At 39.3% G+C, this 21,233-nt stretch carries 20 protein-coding genes; 13 read left to right on the forward strand and 7 right to left on the reverse strand.

Translation table 11 applies throughout. The annotated features are described in order from the left end of the window. Positions 1-103: 103 nt before the first annotated feature. The 6 genes from HGJ91_RS12425 to HGJ91_RS12450 all read left to right on the forward strand — a co-directional run bounded on the left by HGJ91_RS12425 (position 104) and on the right by HGJ91_RS12450 (position 5,201). Positions 104-346, forward strand: coding sequence for an ATP-dependent Clp protease adaptor ClpS (locus HGJ91_RS12425; RefSeq protein ID WP_367142607.1), 243 nt, complete (start codon positions 104-106; stop codon positions 344-346). A 2-nt stretch (positions 347-348) separates the two neighbouring features. Next, positions 349-2,616, forward strand: a complete 2,268-nt coding sequence (gene clpA / locus HGJ91_RS12430; protein ID WP_291348109.1) for an ATP-dependent Clp protease ATP-binding subunit ClpA — start codon at positions 349-351, stop codon at positions 2,614-2,616. Continuing rightward, positions 2,617-3,318 (forward strand): leucyl/phenylalanyl-tRNA--protein transferase, encoded by a 702-nt coding sequence (gene aat, locus HGJ91_RS12435; protein ID WP_291348111.1) that lies wholly within the window; start codon positions 2,617-2,619, stop codon positions 3,316-3,318. Between the two features lie 12 nt (positions 3,319-3,330). Beyond that, a complete protein-coding gene (gene speB / locus HGJ91_RS12440; protein ID WP_291348113.1) occupies positions 3,331-4,164 on the forward strand; it encodes an agmatinase in 834 nt (277 codons plus the stop codon). Between the two features lie 93 nt (positions 4,165-4,257). Further along, positions 4,258-4,653 carry an FxsA family protein gene (locus HGJ91_RS12445; protein ID WP_291348115.1) on the forward strand — a complete coding sequence of 132 codons (396 nt, stop codon included), beginning with the start codon at positions 4,258-4,260 and terminating at the stop codon, positions 4,651-4,653. A gap of 17 nt (positions 4,654-4,670) precedes the next feature. Next, the gene (locus HGJ91_RS12450) at positions 4,671-5,201 is read left to right on the forward strand and encodes a nitroreductase family protein (protein WP_291348117.1); all 531 of its coding nucleotides are present in this window, start codon (positions 4,671-4,673) and stop codon (positions 5,199-5,201) included. Here HGJ91_RS12450 and HGJ91_RS12455 read toward each other — a convergent pair whose 3' ends face one another. The 3 genes from HGJ91_RS12455 to HGJ91_RS12465 are packed head-to-tail and all read right to left on the reverse strand — an operon-like array spanning position 5,202 to position 8,430. Then, a complete protein-coding gene (locus tag HGJ91_RS12455; protein WP_291348119.1) occupies positions 5,202-6,470 on the reverse strand; it encodes a YihY/virulence factor BrkB family protein in 1,269 nt (422 codons plus the stop codon). Positions 6,471-6,476: 6 nt separating this feature from the next. After that, complete coding sequence (locus tag HGJ91_RS12460; protein WP_291348122.1) at positions 6,477-7,472, reverse strand: NAD-dependent epimerase/dehydratase family protein; 996 nt, start codon at positions 7,470-7,472, stop codon at positions 6,477-6,479. A gap of 1 nt (position 7,473) precedes the next feature. Beyond that, positions 7,474-8,430 carry an ornithine cyclodeaminase family protein gene (locus tag HGJ91_RS12465; RefSeq protein WP_291348124.1) on the reverse strand — a complete coding sequence of 319 codons (957 nt, stop codon included), beginning with the start codon at positions 8,428-8,430 and terminating at the stop codon, positions 7,474-7,476. 156 nt (positions 8,431-8,586) lie between these two features. Between HGJ91_RS12465 and HGJ91_RS12470 the strand changes: the two genes are divergently transcribed. Then, a complete protein-coding gene (locus tag HGJ91_RS12470) occupies positions 8,587-9,195 on the forward strand; it encodes a phosphoesterase (RefSeq protein WP_291348126.1) in 609 nt (202 codons plus the stop codon). On the opposite strand, the gene HGJ91_RS12475 is transcribed toward HGJ91_RS12470, so the two are convergent. Genes HGJ91_RS12475 through purB form a run of 3 tightly spaced genes read right to left on the reverse strand, consistent with a single transcriptional unit; the run spans position 9,192 to position 11,427 of the window. After that, entirely contained in the window at positions 9,192-9,452 is a 261-nt protein-coding gene (locus tag HGJ91_RS12475) for a Trp family transcriptional regulator (protein WP_291348128.1), read from the reverse strand. The two genes, HGJ91_RS12470 and HGJ91_RS12475, sit on opposite strands and share 4 nt — an antisense overlap. A gap of 38 nt (positions 9,453-9,490) precedes the next feature. Continuing rightward, on the reverse strand, positions 9,491-10,072 hold the full coding sequence (gene amrA, locus HGJ91_RS12480; protein ID WP_291348130.1) for an AmmeMemoRadiSam system protein A: 582 nt from the start codon (positions 10,070-10,072) through the stop codon (positions 9,491-9,493). Beyond that, a complete protein-coding gene (gene purB, locus HGJ91_RS12485) occupies positions 10,069-11,427 on the reverse strand; it encodes an adenylosuccinate lyase (protein ID WP_291348131.1) in 1,359 nt (452 codons plus the stop codon). The genes amrA and purB overlap by 4 nt, the downstream gene beginning before the upstream one ends. 233 nt (positions 11,428-11,660) lie before the next feature. Here purB and HGJ91_RS12490 point away from each other — a divergent pair, with 233 nt between their 5' ends. Both HGJ91_RS12490 and HGJ91_RS12495 read left to right on the forward strand, forming a co-directional pair. Further along, positions 11,661-11,942, forward strand: coding sequence for an integration host factor subunit alpha (locus tag HGJ91_RS12490; RefSeq protein WP_291348132.1), 282 nt, complete (start codon positions 11,661-11,663; stop codon positions 11,940-11,942). An 18-nt stretch (positions 11,943-11,960) separates the two neighbouring features. Continuing rightward, entirely contained in the window at positions 11,961-13,205 is a 1,245-nt protein-coding gene (locus HGJ91_RS12495) for a M48 family metallopeptidase (RefSeq protein ID WP_291348134.1), read from the forward strand. On the opposite strand, the gene HGJ91_RS12500 is transcribed toward HGJ91_RS12495, so the two are convergent. Next, positions 13,206-14,135, reverse strand: a complete 930-nt coding sequence (locus HGJ91_RS12500) for an alpha/beta fold hydrolase (RefSeq protein WP_291348135.1) — start codon at positions 14,133-14,135, stop codon at positions 13,206-13,208. Positions 14,136-14,254: 119 nt separating this feature from the next. On the opposite strand from HGJ91_RS12500, the gene HGJ91_RS12505 reads away from it, so the two are divergent. The 4 genes from HGJ91_RS12505 (at position 14,255) to HGJ91_RS12520 (ending at position 20,875) form a co-directional block, all read left to right on the forward strand. Further along, a complete protein-coding gene (locus tag HGJ91_RS12505) occupies positions 14,255-14,767 on the forward strand; it encodes a YfcE family phosphodiesterase (protein WP_291348136.1) in 513 nt (170 codons plus the stop codon). 47 nt (positions 14,768-14,814) lie between these two features. Next, the gene (locus HGJ91_RS12510; RefSeq protein WP_291348138.1) at positions 14,815-16,560 is read left to right on the forward strand and encodes an ARMT1-like domain-containing protein; all 1,746 of its coding nucleotides are present in this window, start codon (positions 14,815-14,817) and stop codon (positions 16,558-16,560) included. Between the two features lie 320 nt (positions 16,561-16,880). After that, positions 16,881-19,694, forward strand: coding sequence for a S8 family serine peptidase (locus tag HGJ91_RS12515; RefSeq protein WP_291348141.1), 2,814 nt, complete (start codon positions 16,881-16,883; stop codon positions 19,692-19,694). Between the two features lie 290 nt (positions 19,695-19,984). After that, complete coding sequence (locus tag HGJ91_RS12520) at positions 19,985-20,875, forward strand: helix-turn-helix transcriptional regulator (protein WP_291348143.1); 891 nt, start codon at positions 19,985-19,987, stop codon at positions 20,873-20,875. Positions 20,876-21,233: the final 358 nt, after the last annotated feature.

A 21,233-nucleotide genomic window follows, 5' to 3' on the forward strand; every position in this document is an offset into this window, starting at 1 on the left:
TAAAAAATGCTGTATGGGATAGAGAGAAATACGGGTAATGGCATCCACTGATTCAGAAATAAAAGATGAGGTTTCATCCAGATCAAAAAATGATTGGCCTCCCATGTATAAAGTCATCCTGCATAATGACGACTATACTACCATGGAGTTTGTTGTGGAAATTCTTATAAACGTTTTTGGAAAATCACTTGAAAAAGCGACGAAAATGATGCTTAATATACATAGTAAAGGAAAAGAAATATGTGGTATCTACCCATTGCAGATTGCAGAAACCAAAGTAGAAACAGTACACAATCTGGCAAACAATAAGGGATTTCCTTTAAAAAGCACAATGGAGAAGGAGTAAGTATGATTAGCAAAGAACTCAGTACAACCCTCGGTTTTGCCGTACGGGAGGCGAAAAAAAGAAGGCATGAGTATGTTTGTGTTGAACATGTTCTTTATGCAATCCTTAACCATGAAACAGGTGCCCAGACTATTGAAAAATGTGGTGGCAGCCCGGAACAGATAAAAGAAGAACTTGAAAAATTCTTTGATGAAAAGTTAACCAGAATCAGCACAAAAGAAGAATATGTGTTACAGCAGACCATCGGATTCCAGCGAATGATACAGCGAGCCATCAACCATGCCAGATCTGCTGAGAAGGATGAAGTCAATTTAGGGGATATTCTTGCATCCATTTTTCAGGAAAAAGATTCCCATGCTGCATTTTACCTCGAATCAGAAGGAATTACGCGTCTTGACGTATTAAAATATATTTCACATACCGCGGATACCGCGGGACCAGTAAAAAAACCCGGCCCGCCTTTGGATCCTTCCCGGAAAGTATTTAAACATGCGGACAAGAAAACAAAACGGGGGAAAAAGAAAGATCCTTTGGAAACTTTTACAACAAACCTGTTGAAAAAAGCAGAGGACAAAAAGATTGATCCGCTCATCGGAAGGGTCAATGAGATGGACAGAGTTATGCAGGTTCTTTGCCGCAGAAGAAAAAACAATCCGATCCTGGTGGGAGATCCTGGAGTTGGAAAAACAGCAATTGCCGAAGGGCTTGCAATACAAATAAATGATAAATTAGTACCGGATCTTTTGGAAAATTGTGAGCTATTTTCCCTTGATATGGGGGCTCTCCTTGCAGGAACAAAATATCGAGGAGACTTTGAACAACGTCTCAAGGACGTCATCAATGCCCTTGAATCCAAAGAGAATGCATTGCTGATTATCGATGAAATCCATACGGTTGTTGGCGCAGGTGCAACCACCAGCGGTTCCATGGATGCCTCAAATATTTTAAAGCCGGCTCTTTCTTCCGGGGATATTAAATGTATTGGTACCACTACCTATGAAGAATATAAGAATCATTTTGAAAAAGACCGAGCTTTTTCAAGAAGATTTGAAAAAATTGAAGTTTCAGAACCATCCATTGAAGAGACAACTCAAATTCTGAAAGGTCTTAAACCCTATTATGAAAAGCATCACGGGCTGGCATACACCGCTGAGACTATAGAGGCCGCAGCCTATCTCTCGGATAAATATATCAATGACCGACTCCTGCCGGATAAAGCCATTGATGTTATTGATGAAACGGGTGCTTATCTCAGGCTGAAGGGCAAAGGTAAGCGAAAAACCGTAAGCCCTAAAGATATTGAAAAAATTGTCGCTAAAATTGCCAAAGTACCCGTCACAAGTGTTACATCAACAGATAAGGCCAATTTGGAATCCCTGCCAAAAAAAATGTTTAAGGTTATATTTGGACAAAACGATGCCATTGAAACCCTGACCACTTCCATTAAAAGATCAAGGGCCGGTCTGGCAGCTCCGGATCGTCCCATTGGATCTTTCCTTTTCATGGGACCCACCGGTGTTGGTAAAACAGAAGTGGCAAAACAGCTTGCCCATCATATGGGAATAGAGTTTTTGAGATTTGACATGAGTGAATACATGGAAAAGCATGCCGTTTCAAGACTTATCGGAGCCCCGCCAGGATATGTCGGATTTGACCAGGGCGGTATCCTGACCGACAGTATAAGAAAACACCCTCACTGTGTTCTATTGCTTGACGAAATTGAAAAAGCCCATATGGACCTTTATAATATTCTTTTACAAGTTATGGACTATGCAACCCTGACAGATAACAGCGGAAAATCAGCAGATTTCAGGAATGTCATCATTATCATGACATCCAATGCCGGCGCAAGGGAAATGAGTGCCAATGCAATTGGGTTTGGCTCCCAGTCACAAAATGCAGGCAGCGAAGGACTGAAAGCCGCTGAAAAGACATTCAGCCCCGAATTTAGAAACCGGCTTGACGGTATTGTACAATTTAACCATCTGTCCCCTAAGATCATGGAAATGATTGTTGATAAAAACATGAAAGAACTGAAAGCCATGCTCAAGGTCAAAGAAATTAAATTGAGTTATTCTGCTACAGTTCGATCATTTCTTGCAAAAGAAGGGTATAATCCCAAGTTTGGTGCCAGACCGCTGGCAAGAATTATCCAGACTAGAATTAAAGATAAGCTCACAGATGAAATTCTTTTTGGCAAACTTGCAAAAGGTGGTAAAATATCCATTGGTCTTAAAAACAATACGCTGAATTTTATATTTAAAAGCTGAATGCCCCTTTTCAGGTTATCAAAAAGATTAGACTTCCCCCCGGCCTGGCTTTCAAGATCTGACGGACTTTTATGCATTGGGGGAGATCTTTCCTCCAAAAGACTTCTACTTGCCTATGAAAATGGGATATTTCCCTGGTTTTCAAAAGGTGAGCCCATCTTGTGGTGGTCGCCTGATCCAAGGCTTGTACTCTTCCCCAAAGATATTAATATTTCAAAAAGCTTGAATAAAAAAATCAGACAAAATCGCTTTACGGTTACAATGGATAACGCATTTGAGCAAACCATTGTTTCCTGTGCAAGGCCGAGAAAAAATAACGATGCCGGCACCTGGCTTGTGGATGAAATGATAGCGTCTTATATAGAACTTCATAACATGGGATATGTCCATTCCATTGAAACCTGGAGAGACGACAAATTAGTCGGCGGATTGTACGGCGTTTGCCTTGGCGGATCTTTTTTTGGTGAATCCATGTTTTCCTCTGAAAGTGATGCGTCCAAAATTGCTTTGGTAGCGCTTGCAAACTATTTAGAAAACCAGGGATTTGACCTGATTGACTGCCAGGTGACGACAAACCATCTTCTCAACATGGGCGCCACAGAAATTTCCAGGAATTCTTTCCTTGATATCATCAATAAGTCTGTTAAGAGAAGAGATATCAAAGATATTTGGGATCCGAATATCAGTCTGAAAATTTTTTAATTAGAGGAACGAGTGAAACCAGTAAAAAAAAATATTCAAAATGGCAGTATTTGTATTTTAGGGATTCCATTTGATAAGAATTCTTCCTTTCAAAAAGGCCCCTCTTTGGCACCCGAACAAATCAGGAAAAGCTATTTTTCCGATTCATCCAATCTCTGGTCGGAAAAAGGATTGGATCTTGGATCTATCGAATATTTATATGATTTGGGGGATATTGAGTTTAAAAAGGGTATAGATGATTTTAATCTAATCACAAATTCAATTAAAAACATTTTAGATCTGGATTGTCATCTAATTAGCCTTGGTGGGGACCATTCTGTAACCTTTCCGATCATAGAGGCATATGCTCAAAAATACGATCATATTAATATCCTTCATCTTGATGCTCACCCGGACCTATATGACAGCCTTCATGGAAATATTTATTCCCATGCCTGTCCTTTCGCAAGGATCATGGAAAGAAAACCGGCTAAAAGACTAGTCCAGGCAGGCATCAGGACCATGAACGGCCATCAGCGAGAACAGGCTCAAAAGTTTGGTGTAGAAGTTATGGAAATGAAAAATGGGGATGGCTGGTTGGACGAACTTGAGTTTGATGGGCCCGTATATCTATCTCTTGATTTGGACTGTCTGGACCCTGCCTTTGCTCCGGGTGTTTCTCATCATGAGCCCGGAGGAATGACCACACGTCAGGTCATCGATATCATTCATCAACTTAAAGGAAAAATCATAGGCGCCGATATTGTTGAATATAATCCGGACAGAGATCTTAATTCAATGACATCCATGGTTGCTGCAAAACTTTTAAAAGAAATCATTGCTCGAATTTATAAAGATACAATTTAACCGATTTTTTCTGAATATATGTGAAAGGCTTGACAAAAAAAGTTTAGGTATCATTATGTTTAATGTTATCCAAAGCAACAAGGAACAAAGAAAATGCTTTTAAAATTATTTTTATGTTTTACCCTGATTCCTGTTATTGAACTTTATTTATTAATAAAAATTGGAACCGTCATTGGAGGCCTTAATACGATTTTGCTGGTCATTCTGACAGGATTTTTAGGGGCCTGGCTTGCCAGGCTGGAAGGCATGAACACCATGATGAGACTTAGAACAAACTTGAACCAAGGACTTATGCCGGCAGAAGAATTGATTGATGCCGTCATTATTTTTGCTGCCGGAGTTGTATTAATCACGCCCGGACTTATCACCGATGTTTTTGGGTTACTCCTGTTATGGCCTTTGACGCGGAATAAATTTAAACGAATATTAAGAAAAAAATTCGATGAAATGCAATTGCAGAATAATATTAATATTACCCGTTTTCATTAATTTTTACAGGACAGACTATGTTTTTAGACCTGATTTCAAGCAGAAGAAGTGTTAGAAAATTCAAAAGCAAACCAATTGAAAAAGAGAAAATAGATTCACTTATTGAGGCAGCCTTACGATCGCCTTCTTCAAAAAGTATTAACCCTTGGCGATTTGTTTTTATAGAAGATAGAAATCTCCTTGAAAAACTTTCCAAAGCCAAACCCCACGGGGCAACCTTCCTAAAAGGAGCCACCCTTGGAATTGTAGTCTGCGCTGACGAATCAAAAAGCGACGTCTGGGTTGAGGATGCATCCATTGCTTCTGTCTTTATCCATCTGGCTGCTCATGACCTGGGACTTGGCAGTTGCTGGATACAAATTCGAAAAAGAGAACATACTCCTGCTAAAAGTGCGGATGCTTATGTTAAAGAACTGTTAAACATCCCCGATAATATAATGATTGAATCAATCATTGCCGTTGGCTATCCTGATGAAGTTAAAAAAGGTCATCTCAAAGATAGTTTGCAGTCCCATAAAGTTTCTTTTCATACATATGGCACTAAATAGTTAAATATCCTTAAAATTTCTGTCCCCGGAAGATTGCTGACATGCTTTGGCAAAGTCATCGAGGCTTTCTTCCAAGGCTTCAAATTCTATTGTGCCACCGACCTGGATGACATCATCCCCTCTTTGTTCAAACGCAGTCAATACATCAAAAATAGTCAGACACTCTATATCTGAAGCGGGGACATAGCCAATGTTGTCTGGTCCATTCACCTCCAGAAGGACACGGCATTCGACGAGTTTTACCAACAACACTTTAATTATTTTTAAGGGAATTTTTATCTTAGATGCGATATCAATATCTGAAGCAGGTGTTTCTTTGTTGGCAAACCGGTTTACACACAGATGAACGATTCGCAAAACAATTAATTTCTTTAACCGGATACTGATCTTGCCATAATCAATGTCTTGGGTTTCAAGTGCTTCGGTATTTTCCCAGGAAAATGCAACTTCCGCTCCAAATAAAACAATTACCCAAGAGGCCTGCAACCAGATTAAAAATAAAGGCAGGGCTGCAAAGCTGCCATAGATGGCATTATAATTGGAAACGCCAATCTGAAATTTCAGATAGGTCATTTGAGTCACTTGAAATATGGTCCCCGCAATTATACCGCCGGCCAATGCCGCTTTAATATCTATCTTCTTGTTCGGAATAAAAATATAAAAAAAGATAAACAATATCCAGATGGGTAAAAAAGAAAAAATATTAAGCCCCAGAGAAATTAATTGTTCAACATTCCCCGGAAGTTGGAGATTGGACAAAAACCTGGCAAGATATGCTGTAATAAAGATATTAGCGCTACTTGAAAAAATGACCAGAATACCGGCTGTGATTGAAATAGCGATATAATCTGTAAACTTTCGAATCAATGGCCTGTCATCATTCACCCACCAGATCTTATTAAATGCATTTTCAATATGCCCGATAAGCTTTATTAAAGAATAAAAAAGAAGGATAATACCGAAAACAGCCATTAAGCCGCCTTTTGTTTTTTCAAGGAGATTGCTTGAAAAGGCCAAAACATTCTGGATCACCTCTTCCTGCCCTGCAAACAATTCAAGGACTCGTTTTTCCAGAATTTCCTTGAACCCAAATCCTTTTGCAATGCCGAATGCCATGGCCATCACAGGAACGATTGATAACAGCGTAAATAAGGTTAAAGATGATGCCCGAAGGTCACACCGATCCTCCCGGAACCCTTTTGCGGCAAAAATAAAAACCTTTTTGAACTTGTTAAATTTAAGCGAGATGACTTTTTGAAAATGCTTCATAGTTTTTTATTCCCTGGTTGAAAACCATTGTTTTAGCCTTCGAAGTCCTTCTTGCGTAGAAACCTTTGGAGTGTAGCCCAAATCCTTTTTAGCCCTTGAAATATTAAACCAGTGGGATGTGGCAAGCTCTTTTGCTGCAAACCGGGTTATTGGCGGTTCTTTTTTAAGCCTGAAAAGCTTATAAAAAAACTCAAAAATTGATCCTGCGATATAGGCTGTTTTTGCAGAAATATGTCCGTTTATCGGTGGCAAACCAGCAGCATCCAAAAAGGCATTGGCCATTTCCCATTTTGAGACCGGTTCATCCTGGCTGACAAAATAGATATTTCCTGATAATGAAGGATTTTCTATAAGCTTTTGAGAGGCTAGAATATGAGCATCCGCAGCATTGTCAACATAAATTGTATCAACCAGGTCATCCTTTCGCCCTACCCTTTTCAATTTATTGGCTCTATTGATAATTCCCGGAACCATGTGGTTATCTTCCGGTCCCCAAATCAGGTGCGGCCGAATGATGATGGTGCTCAATCCTTTTTTTGCCGCGCTTTTCACTAATTTTTCTGCCATGGCTTTGGTCTCTGGATATGGTGCCAGATATTTTTTCGGGTAAGGAATGCTTTCATCCACATCTTCCATATCATTTTCATCAAATATCACACTGGGAGAACTGGTATATATCAATTGTTTAATTTTATTTTCCAGGCACGCGAATATCACATTTTCAGTCCCGGTCACATTTGCCTGAAAGAAGTCTTCAAAGGATCCCCAGATTCCCGGTTTTGCAGCCACATGAAATACTGAATCAATATTTCTGACGGCCTTGGCAACTGCATTTTTATCTGCCAGATCCCCTTGGATTTGTAAAACACCCAAATTTTCGAGGTCAGGATAAAAATTTCTTGAAAAAGAAGTGACTGCCAAATTTTTCTTAACAAGTTTTTTAACAATCGCCTTACCCAAAAAACCGCCACCACCGGTAACTAATACATTTTTTATTTCCATACTAAAAATCAAGTGCCTGCCCGATATTATTTTTTACAGCCAGCTGATAAATAGCAGAGGATACGGTTAAATCAAACAAGGCCATCCCAACGGATTTAAAAAAAACAGTTCTGTTTTCAGGATATGTATTTTTTCCAAGTAACCCGGCAAATTCTTTTATCTTGTTTTTTGTTATAACATGCTTTTTTAAAGGGGTGGCGATGTCACCTGATTCTTTGGCAGCAAACAGGGTGTCAACAAAAACATCATCTGCAGTTTCAATCACTGTATCCGGAAACTCCTGCATATCGGGTCGAAATGAACCGATTGAAATAAAGATTTTCCCCATAACACCATCGGGAGTGGTTTCAAACAAAGGGTTGCTGCTCGTTGTCGCAGCAATAATCACACTGGAATTTTCAACCAACTGGTTTGCATTCTCGGTTATTACATAGTCAACATCTGGATATTCTTTTTTCAGAACCCTGGTCATATTTATTGCAGATTCTTTGTACAAATCATAGATATAAAGGGTTTTTATCTTACGGTTAAACAGAAGGTATCGAGCCTGGCTAAGCCCTTGTACCCCGGCACCCAAAACCCCGGCAGCTCTCACAGTTTCAGGTGTAAGAAGCTTGACCCCTAATCCCCCGACAGCGCCTGTTCTCTGGGCAGTGACTGCTGCACCATCCATGACAGCCAGGGGCTGTCCTGAAACATTATCAGAAAGAACCATCACTCCATTCACTGCCGGTTGTCCATGCTGCTGGGCTTCAGGAAAAACTGAAACTAATTTCGTCGAAAAAAATTTTTCTGAAAAACAGGGCATTAACAAAAGTATGTTTTGGTTGTCTGCTACATGCATTCTGTCCGGCATATTGTAATTTTGACTCAGCACCAGTCTGTAAGCCTGTTCAACAGCTGTTTGAATACTATTCTGATCTATCTTTTGAATGGCATCTTTGTTTAAGAATAACATAACCGCCTCTGAATTTAATGATTGTTATATCCCTCAATACCACAGACCCGATAAAATCTGCAATTAAAACTCCAAAAATCATCTTTCATTTTTCTTACAGGATATGATAAACATATGAAATTTAGGATTCATCAACATGCAAAAAGGATAATTTTTGTGACTAAAAACGAAACCGTGTTATGTATTAAAAGGAACCGCTTACCAGAATCATGGGTGCAGCAAAAAAGCATTGTGCCATTGGAACTGGACCTGTTTATTGAAAACTGTTCTGCTGTAGGATTTGAGTTTATGAATCGCTCAGATGCAGAAAAGAACCCCTCTTATAAACAGATTATCCCCTATATTATTCTTCAAACCTCAGACTTTGAAAAGACGGCTATATATAACCGGAAAGGAACTGAGCAACGGCTTCATGACCTTTGGTCCATCGGAATAGGTGGTCATATTAATCCCATTGACATGAAAACACAAAACGAGTCTTTTTTGCAAATTCTGATTGCCGGCATGGAAAGAGAACTAAATGAAGAACTTGATCAAAGATCTGAAGACGACCTTCCACAGTTTATCGGAGTGATCAGCGAGGATGTTACAGACGTTGGAAAGGTTCATCTGGGCGCTGTTTTCAGGATACTGACAACCGCTCCTGAAAAATTTTCCCCCGGTTCTGAGCTATTTAAATTTGCATGGGAAAAAACAAAAAATCTTGAACAATTAAACTTGGAATTATGGTCAAAACTGGCATTGGAGCTCATATCGGATCTTTAGGAGTTTAATACTTTTAATACAGCGGAATCTTTATTTTTTAAAATTTTTGATCCTCTTGTAATCTTACACAGGCTGATACCGTATTTCTCTGCAATTTTACGCTGGGTCAGTCCATTGTGAAGATCCTTTAAAAGCTTCCATCTCAAAGAAATATCATCCAGTTCAGCAGGAGTGAAAATATCTTCAAAAAAGTGATTCATATCATCAAGGCTATCGATTGATGATATGACTTTCAACAAGTCCTGATCAATTGCCATGTATTACCCTTTCTTTGTTTTCTTTTTATAAAACCATATTAAGCTTGTTCTTTAAACAATTGAACCTGATATGTTAATACACTAAGGTCGCCGGATTTCCATTCATCCGATGATAATCCGGCTTTTATACAAAGATGTGTTAAGAATGTTCTGGGCTCTTTCAGCTGTTTCCATACCTGGGGCAAAAAGGTTGCACCATGATAACGCTTTTTGATCATCACACCATCAACATCAGGTCTGAGCTTTGCAATCAAATCCTGGGCATCCGTGTAATCAAGCTTTTGCGGCCGGGTTAGAATACTGACCTCGATGATTGTCTCCTTTAACTCTTCATAGGACAGCGGGCTGAATCTTGAATCGTTAAAGGCTGCGTGTCTTGCATTATCCCTGACCCCTTCGAAAACCGTTTTAACCGGCTCGATATTACCGATACAGCCTCTGAGATTCCCTTTTTTATGTAAGCTGACAAAGGTTCCACGGATTTCTTCCAAAACCAAAGTTGGCACTTTGCTCTTCAAAGATCCAAGCGTGTCATCTTCTTGCCCGAACTCACATAGAATGCTTTCCCTTGCGAGTTTCAAAAGCAATGTGCCATCTTTTTTTGATAATTTATCTGTCATTTGCTTTTAAAATAAATATCAACCAGATTTTGTGCAAGCCCGACATATGTTTCAGGGGTTAATTGCTTCATTCGTTTTTTAAAATCTGCCGGCACCTTTTCAAGACTCTCGACAAATTTTCCCAGGTCTTTTTTATTGATTTTCTGTCCACGGGTAAGCTCTTTCAGCCTTTCATAGGGGTTGTCCTCACCAAACACCCTCATGGCGGTCTGGAAAGGTTCTGCAAGAAGCTCCGGGTTATCATCGAGATCTTTTTGTATCACTTCATTATTCAGTTCTACCTTGGATAATCCTTTTAAGGCATTTTTCACTCCAATGGCAAAATAACCAAATGCAGATCCCAGGCTTCTCAAAACCGTACTGTCACTCAAGTCTCTTTGGAATCTTGATTTTTGCAGTTTGACACAAAGATGTTCCATCATTGATATGGCAAGCCCCATATTTCCTTCGCTGTTTTCAAAATCAATGGGATTGACCTTATGAGGCATGGTGGATGAACCGATTTCTCCTTTTTTGACGCGTTGCTTAAAATACCCCAGACTGATATATCCCCACATATCACGGTCCAGATCAATGGTCGTTGCCGCAGCCCTGATCATGGCATGCAGGACAAAAGCAATGGAATGATTCGGATTTACCTGGGTTGTAAAAAGAATAGGTTCCAAATTTAAGTGGGTAGAAATAAATCGTTGTGATGCCTCAATCCAGTTAATCTCAGGATATACGAAATAATGCGCATTATAATTTCCGGTTGCCCCGTTTATTTTTGCCTGAACTTTATTTTGATCGATAAGATCTGCTTCCTGCAGGATTCGCCAGGCAAAATTTATAAATTCTTTTCCTACAGTTGTGGGTGTTGCCGGCTGGCCATGAGTTCTTGACATCATGGGGATTGATTTATACTGTACCGCCTTCTGTTCAAGGTCGGTGATGAACTGCCTTAATAAAGCGACGGCAATTTCTTTACCTTTTTTCAACATCAATGCATAGGAAGTATTATTAATATCATCTGAAGTGCAGGCAAAGTGGACCCACTCTTTTATATCTGAAAGCCCTAAAAGATCAAGTTGATTCTTTATGAAATATTCAACTGCCTTTACATCATGATTTGTCTGTTTTTCAATCTCCTTAACCTTACGGGCATCTTCCAGATCAAATGTCCGGGCTATAGTATTAAGTTTCTTGATGCTTAAATCATCAAAGGGGGCCAGTTTCAGATCGGCTAATATGAATTTAAGCCATTCAATTTCAACAAACACTCTGTGTTTTATCAAGCCATACTCAGAAAAAACATCGGCAAGCTCTGTTGTTAATCGGGCATATCTTCCATCCAGGGCAGTCAGTGCGTTTATCATCGACTTTTCCACTCCATCACTAAATATTTAAAATCATTTGACTTTTATTAATAAATCATCTAAATTTTTGAAATTATTACGCACCACATAAAATAGCAGACAATTTAAAAATTAACAATCTAAATTCTTGGGTTAGTGACTTGACAAATACCCAGGGAATAAAGTACTTTAGCAAACAATTTTTAATATCCAGCTTAAATGAAAAGCCAAATTTTGTTGCAGGAGTAGAATTTATGGCATTAACCAAAACAATTATCGCTGAAAAAATACAAAACAAGCTTAATCTATCCAGGACAACAACCTATGAAGTCATGGAAGAGTTCCTTGAAATTATTAAGGAAACAATTGAAAATGGTGAAGATATCATGATTAGTGGTTTTGGGAAATTTTGTGTGAACGAAAAAAAAGCCAGAAAAGGCAGAAACCCTGCAACCGATAAAGAGATGACCCTGCCGGCCAGAAAGGTTGTAACCTTTAAATGTTCTGGGAAATTAAGAAATCTGATCAATTCTTAAGCCTGCTTTCCTGTAAAGATGTTTTTTTCAGAACAACTTATTACCGCTATCATTCTTACGACACTGATAGGCAGTTACCTTATTGATAATATTGCAGACTTTCTAAACCTTGGGAATCTGAACCAGCCCCTTCCCAAAGAGTTTGACAACCATTACAAACCTGAAAAATATATTGAATCTCAGAACTACCTGAAGGCAAATACAAAATTTGGATTTATCACATCAAGTGTTGACCTTATTATTATCCTTCTGTTTTGGTTTTCAGGTGGTTTCCAAACGATTGATTCCTTTGTCAGATCATTTAATTTCGGCTCAATTGTTTCAGGACTTTTTTTCACAGGCATTCTTTTATTTTTAAAGCTGCTGATCTCCCTGCCTTTCAGTATTTATTCCACTTTTGTGATTGAAGAAAAATTTGGATTCAATAAGACAACACCAATGCTTTTTTTTACCGACCTTATTAAGTCCATTGTTCTTTCAGCGGTTTTGGGAGGAATACTCTTATCATTGATCTTAGGCTTTTTAGAATTTGGCGGCCGGCTTGCCTGGATTTACTGCTGGGCCGCAAGTGCTGTTTTCCTTCTTATTGTTCATTATATCATTCCCACCTGGATTATGCCGTTGTTCAACAAATTCACTCCGTTGGAAGATGGCCCGTTAAAAGAAGCCATATTCAACTATGCGAAATCTATTAATTTTTTACTTTCCAATATTTTTGTCATGGATGGGTCCAAAAGGAGCAGCAAATCCAATGCTTTTTTTACAGGTTTTGGAAAAAACAAACGAATTGTTTTGTTTGATACCCTGATTAAAGAACAGTCTATTGAAGAATTGGTCTCAGTCCTTGCCCATGAAATGGGCCATTTTAAAAAAAAACATATTATTAAAAGACTAATTTCAGGTATCTTTCAAATGGGATTTGTTTTTTATCTTATTTCCATATTTATCTCAAATGAAGGTTTGTTTCATGCCTTTTTCATGAAAGAGATTTCCATTTATGCGGGTTTGATCTTTTTTGGCATGCTGTACTCACCTATAGATCTGTTCCTATCAATCCTTCTTCAAATCTCATCCAGAAAAGATGAATATGAGGCTGACCGGTTTGCCGCAGAGACTATTAAAGACAACATGCCATTGATCAATGCCTTAAAAAAACTGTCCGCCCACAATCTTTCTAATTTAACCCCTCATCCCTTTTATGTGTTTTTGAATTATTCTCACCCACCCGTACTTGAAAGAATCAACACATTAAAATCCCTGTAATCATTCAGCAATAAACTGGTTGAACGTATCCCAGACCTGACGGTTAATTCCGGTTTCCTCGAAAAGAAGCTCATGGAATGCGCCCTTAATCGAAAAAAATGAACAATTGGGCAATTTCCCGCTCAATTTTTCCTGGGCTTTTGATGATACAATAGAATCTTTTTGGGCACTGATCATCAGTACAGGAGTGGTAATCCTGCCAATGCTGTCATCCTGTTTTAACATTTCAACAGATTCAAGGGCTGCATTCAGCCAGCCCCATGTGACACCACCAAGAGCAAGGTCAGGGTTCTTTGCAATCTCATCATGTAAAATCCAATATTTTTCCGGATCATGACATAAATTATTCCCCTTGAATTCTGCTTTTTTAACAGAATAATCCCTTGAACCAATGGCATATTTTTTTGCAAATGAAGTTTTAGACAATTTCTTTGATATTAATTTTACTACCGGATAAAGCATTGCCGGCAAAGCAATATCAACCATGGGAGAAACAAGGACTGCTTTTTTTATTTTTAAAGGGTGCCTGCTCATGAAGCAAAGGGCAATATGCCCGCCCATGGAATGTGCCAGTATATAAACCGGCAATCCCTGAGGCTCTATCGCCTTTAAATAGAGTGCTTCCAGGTCGTCCACATAATCATCGAACCGGCTGATATGGCCTTTCTGCCTGTTTTCAAGCTCCCGGGAAGACAGTCCCTGCCCCCGCCAATCCGGGCTGATAACCTGAAACCCTTTTTCCTGCAGTTGTCTGGCAACTCCCTTATACTTTTCAATGAATTCGGATCGTCCATGCAACAAAAGGAAGATGCCTTTTGCAGCGCCTTCACAACAGGGGGCTGTCCCATATCGGATTTTTAAATTCTTTTTGGGTGAAAAGTAATGATACTCAAATATTTCTTTATTGGGGGGTGTCTTATTATCCATCATAAAAATATTTGAATCTTAACCATTGCTAATTTTAAATTTGTATCATTTTTTGAGAATTTAGTTGATTTGAATTCGATAGTATGAAATTTTATTTTTTTTAACAAGAAAAAATTGGTGGCATGAAAAAACTTATTGTTACAGCAGACATTCACGGCAGTTACAGTTCATGGTTAACCATGAAAAATCTTTTAAAGCCTTCTGATAAACTTGCCATTGCCGGAGATCTTTTTGATACGAAATACGGTAATTTTTCAAATACAAATTTTCAGCCGGAATCCATAAAAAATGATTTGAACACATTCAAACATCATTTTTATTACGTCTATGGAAATTGTGATACGCCCTCTTTTTTCCCCGGATTTGACACCATAATGGAGTTCAGCGCTTTCAACAAAAAGATCCTTCTTTCTCATGGTCATCGTCCTTTCACCTATTCTGAAAATATTGATATTATCATTCAGGGTCATACCCACCATTGTTTTCTGGAAAAAAAGGACGGGCATATCTTCATGAACCCGGGGTCCATCACTTCTCCGCGGAATGGTGTTTATTCTTACGGTGTAATTGAAAAGGATTCGGCAAGTCTTATTGAGCTTAAAACAGAAAACAAATTAATGACTATAGATTTTTAAATTGAAATGATATCATGAAGCATCTTTTTCTCTCAAAAGGAGACCCTATGGAAAATAAAAAACACACCCCTGTTCATGTTGGAGAAAGTCCTGATTTTGATGCCTGGTTCACTGCTTTTTTTCTTAAAAACAGCATAGATCCGTTTGCCTATCCCACCAAGGTAGGCTCGAGAGAACAGGTTGAATTCATGGTCTATCCCGAGAATGAGGAACGATATTTCCCCTGCTCCGATAAAATGTTTGACGCGATTATGTCCAGGAAATACCCTCCTTTTTTAAAAAAATCTTACCAGCAGGTGTTTGACAGGATCATGGCCATGATTGATGAGTTAATAGGCTCTGAGTATGATAACCAATTTTTAAAGGCATTAATCAAGATAAAATATGATGATGAAATCCGAACCGGCCTCCTCATACCTTCCAGGCTTGAAAAAAAATTGTACAAAATCTTTTTAAGCCGTACCCATATTGAAAATCCGTATTCAGCAGACAAAAGATCGATCAATAAAAAAATAAAAACCATTCTAAGCTCTGCAACCATGGAAAAAGCATTAAACCAGATTGACGGCTCATTACAAATGATTGACAATCTGTCTTTATTTGAATTAAGGGAAAAAATCAAAGAGATTGAATTCAAAAGACGGTTGACCCTGATCACGCAAAACAGCCTGTGGGCTCATGAAAATTCAAAGATCCCGTCGTTAAATAAAATTGAAAAAATTTTTAAAACCCCGATCAGAGGAGATGGGCTGTCCCCATTAATGGCGCTGGTCAAAGCCAGGAAACAAAAAATTCTCTGGCTGGCCGATGAATCCGATGAAGCGGTTATAGATCTGACAATCGCCAAATTCCTTGCCGAACTTGGACATGTGGTTATTTTTGCTGTAAAAGAGGCTCCCTTTTTCAAAAAAGTCTGCCTGGCAGACACCAGAACAGATCCGATCCTGATAAAAGAACTTGAAACCGCACACTTTATTCATGAAAAAACCATCAGTAAAAACAACCTGGTAAAGCTCTTGAAACATGACAAAAATATCTATGTGGTATCTGACGGGACCCGGGAAACTTTAAATCTTTTGCTGGCCTCTACCACCTTTTCCAGAATCTTCAAAGAGGTGGATTGTGTCATATCGAGGGGAAACTCCCAGAAAAAAAGATTAATTAATTCCCACTTCAGGTTTACCCAGAATATCATCAATATCAGCCTTGATAAAAAGGCATTGCTGATCACCTGCAAACCCAGACACCCTGACTTTATCAAATTTTCCCACGCAGACCTGGAAGAAAAGGCCAATAAAATTATCCATCAAATGAAATCAGCCAGGAACAAAGGCATGTCTGTCATGTTTTACAGCGGTATTATCGGGTCCATCCCTGGAAAAATCGATGTGGCAAAAAAAATAATGAAAACCTTTATCGACCAGTTGCATAAACAATCTGCCGATCTTTTTATTATCAACCCGTCATCTTATTATGAACCCGGGATGGACGCAGACGATCTCATGTATATGTGGGAAATTGTTCAAAAAAGTACCTATATAGATATATGGAGATTCCAGACATCAGACGATATCGCCGAAAGCTTTTCACTTATAAACAAAAAAGTCCCGCCGGAATGGATTGGCAAGGATTCAACTTATAGTACCGGCTGTACCAAAGAGATAAGAATCGCCCGGGATGTTCAAAAAGAAAATCCTGAGATGCAGATCATTGGCCCGTCTCTGGATAAATTTATGCGCCGGAATGAATACGGGGTGGGATCCATGTATGACCAGAGACTGGCGGATTCTTAATCTGTCTGGACGATAGTGCATAAGCAGGGTTAAACTCATTGGTACCTGATAGACCGAAAGGGATGCACAAAAAAACTTACAAAAAAAATATGTGGAAGAATGTGAGACCTGCAACGATTACTTTAAAAAATAATTTAATTTTTGATATCAGAATGAATATAGGTTTGCTTTAAATTTATTGACACCACTTATCATTATGTAGTATGTTTTTTGATAAATTTGATTCTAGCCTGAAAGATTCTGGACACGAATACCATTAAAAAAAAGCACACGAAATGCTTAATATGAAGTTAATACCAACAAAAAAATAGAGGTATTCAATGAAGAAATTTAGCGCTTTATTTATTGCGGTATTATTAATAATACCACTAGCAGTCAAAGCCCAGCAAGTAATACAGGTGAAGCCTTCGCCACAAATTCGAGAAAGCAGCTTTTTAGGCTTTGTTCCGAATCGTTTCATCGTGGTGCTGAAAGAAACCGTTCCCGTGGATCATGCCCGAGACAAAAGAAGTCCGGTTGCATTAGCACATTTAGACGGTTTCAACACACTTTCAAACAAATTCAAGGTAAAAAAACTGCGGCCGCAGTTTTTTAATTCAGATCGAGGCCCCAAAGCGGAATCGAAGTCTGCGAAAAACCTTGCCCGCCACTATAAAGTCACAATATCAGAAGGAACACTCGAACAGGCAATGGCGGAATACGAAAAAAATCCCTTTGTAGATCATGTACAGCCGATTGGTATTCATACTTTCTATGCAACACCTAACGATAACCCTGATATTAATTGGGGATATCCAGCCCAATGGGGATATCATGGTGATTACGGCATTGATGCCGACCTTGCATGGGATAATGAAACCGGCAGCCCGGACGTTATCGTTGGCGTTCTTGATACAGGTGTTAAATATGACCACGTTGACTTAGGCGGAAGTAACCCCCCCGGTCCGGATGATGCAGACACAAACGGCAATATCTGGGTTAATGAAAATGAAACCCCGGGGAACGGTGAGGATGATGACGAAAATGGCTATGTTGACGATATAATCGGTTGGGACTTTGTTGAACGGGGCGATTGGTACGGGTATACTTGCAGTGATCTTGACTGTGAGACTTCAGATAATGATCCGTTCGACGGACATGGCCACGGAACCCATGTGGCCGGGACTATCGCTGCTATCACCAATAATGGATATGCAGTTGCCGGTACTGCAGGCGGCTGGAGTGACGGAACTTATACTGGGGTGGCAAATGGTGTAAAAATTGTCCCTTTAAGAATCGGCTATGAGGTGAATAATAGTGGGGGCATAGTAATAATGGATTACGTTGCCGAAGCAATGTACTATATGGCAGGGCTTAAAATAAGAGATGAAAATGTTGCTGCGGTCAACTGCTCATTCGGGTCATCAGATAGCGGTGGGCTCCAAACTGCGACTGATTACCTCATAGCTCAAGATGTAATGGTCATCGTCGCTGCCGGAAACAGCGGCTCTTCAGAGCCGGACTATTTAGGTTCCCGTAATGATTGTCTTGACGTCGGAGCAACTGACAAATACGGCGATCCTGCATCCTGGTCGAACTATGGTTCCTGGGTGGATATTGCCGCACCAGGCGTAGATATTTTGAGCACTTACACTGTCAAGACAGATCCCGGGACAGATTATGTGACAACAATGAGTGGAACCTCCATGTCTTGTCCGCACGTGGTCGGGGTTGCAGCCTTACTCGAATCAAAAGATCCCGCTCTTTCAGCAGAACAAAAACGGAGTATCATTCTCAACAACACTACACCTTACAATTATACAAAAGATGTTGGCGTCGGCATTGTGAATGCAAATAATGCACTTAACGCAATAGGACCTGCATCACCTGTTGCAGAATTTCAAGGAACACCAACATCAGGGTCTGCTCCTCATACGGTTGTTTTTGAAGATCTTTCGAGCAACAGCCCATACGAGTGGACTTGGACCTTCGGAGATGGAGGAACAGCCTACGTACAAAACCCAAGTCATACATATGAGGATCCAGGCACATACACCGTTTCCTTGACAGCTACCAATGAACATGGGAGCGACACAATAACAAAGATTGACTACATCACCGTTAACGAACCATCAATTAAGGTGAAGGAATATTCTTATGCTGATATCCCTGTGGCCGGTACCATAAGCGGCAATTACACCGATACACTTGCAAGCGACGGGGCGTATGAAAGAATTACCGAAGTGATTTCGAGTAATCACCCGAGAAAGACAACAAGCTATCTCGAACACAAATGGGCATTCAATGTCGACACTGGGAACTCGGTGACATTTTATTTGGAGGCTTATCGTTCTGATAATGAGGATGGAGATGACTTTGTGTTCGAGTATTCAACCGATGGCAGCACTTATTATGACCTCTTCACAGTCAATGATGAGGTTGAAAAAATCTATTTTGCACAACTGCCAAGCTCTCTGAGCGGCATGGTATACGTCAGGGTGACGGACTCAAATAGCAGTTGGGGAAATAATTCCTTAGATACAATCCATATTGATGAGATGTATTTTGAAGTTGACATGACTCCAACGAAACCGACAGCAAATTTTATTGGTGAACCAACAACAGGCTATGCACCGCTGGAGGTAAAATTTACTGATCTTTCAAGTGGCGCGCCTGCAACTTGGTCATGGGAGTTTGGTGACGATAATTTTTCATCGGAGCAGAATCCTACTTTTACATATGAGCATCCCGGCACTTATGATGTAAAGTTAACTGTTACGAACGACTCAGGCACAGATGTATTAACCAAATATGATTATATCAATGTGAGTGAGAAGACCGATACCTCTACTGTACACGTGGAATCCATAACCGTCAGCAGAAAAACCGCAAGAAACCATACGACGGGTCAAGCTGAAGTTCTTGTCTATGATCAGGATAGCGCCCCAGTCTCAGGTGCCGTTGTTTATGGAAAGTTTAATCTCCCAAATGATACGGTCAAAAACGGTATAACGGGGCCAGATGGAATTGCTTTCATTAGCGGAGACAAAACAAAGGATAGTATAGATCAATTCTGCTTTGAAGTTACTGATATTCAATTGAGCGATTCCCTGTATGCCCCTGATCTAAATGATGAAACATCGGACTGTGAATAACAGTATGTAAAATATATTTTGATAAATTTTGACCGTCGCTTATAATTTACAGCTATAAGTTCCAGGGGGTGGAGATGATTGTTTTCTACCCCCTCCCTTTTTTTATTCGACGAGATTGACGGCTGTTTTAATAATAACTCCCAAAATTAAACTTCCCAAAATACTTCATATACAAAGCTTAAAAATATTTAACTGTTTACTATGGTATCAGTTCAGATATATGATCCCTGTCAAATTAACACAAAAAAAATTAGACCTTACAATCATTTAACAAATATTGGGTGGTGAAAATGGCTAAAAAATTTTTCAAAGAAAGGAACGATTCCCATAATGCTTTGGATGACAAAACCTTATTCATATTAGATATCATCCTTAACAGCCTTAATTCATCCATTTATATTGCCGACATGAAATCACATGAGATACTTTTCATGAATGATCATATGAAGAATCTTTTTGGAACTGACCTGACGGGCAGTATCTGCTGGAAATCAATTCATAAAAATTTAAAAGGGCCTTGTGAATTCTGCACGAATGGCAAATTAATAAATGCTGATGGGAACCCAACCGAACCTCATATATGGGAATTTTACAATAAAAAAATTGAAGGGTGGTACGAACTGCATGACCAGGCGATCCCTTGGGTAGACGGCCGTTTTGTGCGAATGGAAATCGCAATAGATATTACCGACCGGAAACTTGTGGAACAGGTAATGGAAGAGAACAATGAAAAGCTTGAACAACGGGTAAAAGAAAGGACTTCAGAATTAAAAGAATTAAATACCGCTTTAAAGGTACTGCTTAAAAACAGAGAAAATGATAAGGAGAACATTGAAGAAAGTCTTCTGGCCAATTTCAAGCTCCGCCTTTCACCCACAATTGGTCGGTTGAAAACAAATCTAACCCCGAAACAACGCCTGTCCTTATTAACTCTCCTGGAATCAGAACTGGAAGATATCATCTCACCTTTTTCAAAGAGGCTGTCAGATCCAATGATTAACCTCACCCCCATGGAAACCCAGATTGCCAGTATGATAAAATCAGGGAAACAAAACAAAGAAATATCAAGTATTTTAAACCGGTCTGTTAACACCATATCCAATCACAGAAAAAGCATAAGAAAAAAACTCGGGTTGCAAAACGAGAACATAAATCTTCGGACATTTCTCTCTGCTTTTTAATTATAGGCTATTTTTTATAGCCGATAAGCGATCGATTTTCGACTGCTTATTTCGTTGACTTTTGTCGTATTCCAGATATGATCAGGACCATCGCACGCAATCAAAATGGGAAGGCGTTTGATTTTTAGTGAATCTATGACAGAGTGCTGTCTGTTTCGCCAAAATCATGGTCTTAAATTTAAATAGGCTTAAAGGAGGAGTAATCATTATGAAAAAAATAAGTATATTAATTTTATTATATCTGACATTCCACACCCCAATCCACAAATGTGGAGTATTTTTTTTGAGGAAATCTATTATCCTCCCGGCTTTGTGAAAATTTGCTCATTTAATCCCAATGCTCTTAAATACTCCCTTT

Origin of the sequence: Desulfobacula sp. (genome assembly GCF_014237455.1) — a bacterium.
Classification (GTDB): Bacteria; Desulfobacterota; Desulfobacteria; order Desulfobacterales; family Desulfobacteraceae; genus Desulfobacula.